The organism is Candidatus Nanopusillus massiliensis (genome assembly GCF_920984865.1).
In genome coordinates, this window is record NZ_OV100765.1 from 486,875 (window position 1) to 487,089 (window position 215).

The following is a 215-nucleotide window of genomic DNA, read 5'->3' on the forward strand; positions in this document are numbered from 1 at the left end:
TCCAGGAATCAAAACCAAACAAAGGCATTCCTCTTTTATTTATCATTGCATATTCTTCTGAATTATATTTCTTTGCAAATTCTTTTGTACCTTCTGATAATCATCTCGCAATTCCATTTCTATTTGCAATTCTATATTTAATTCAATAATTAATTCTGGATCTCCCCAATTAACTTTTAATCCTTCTAATTTTTCTTTTGGTATTTTTCCTTTTT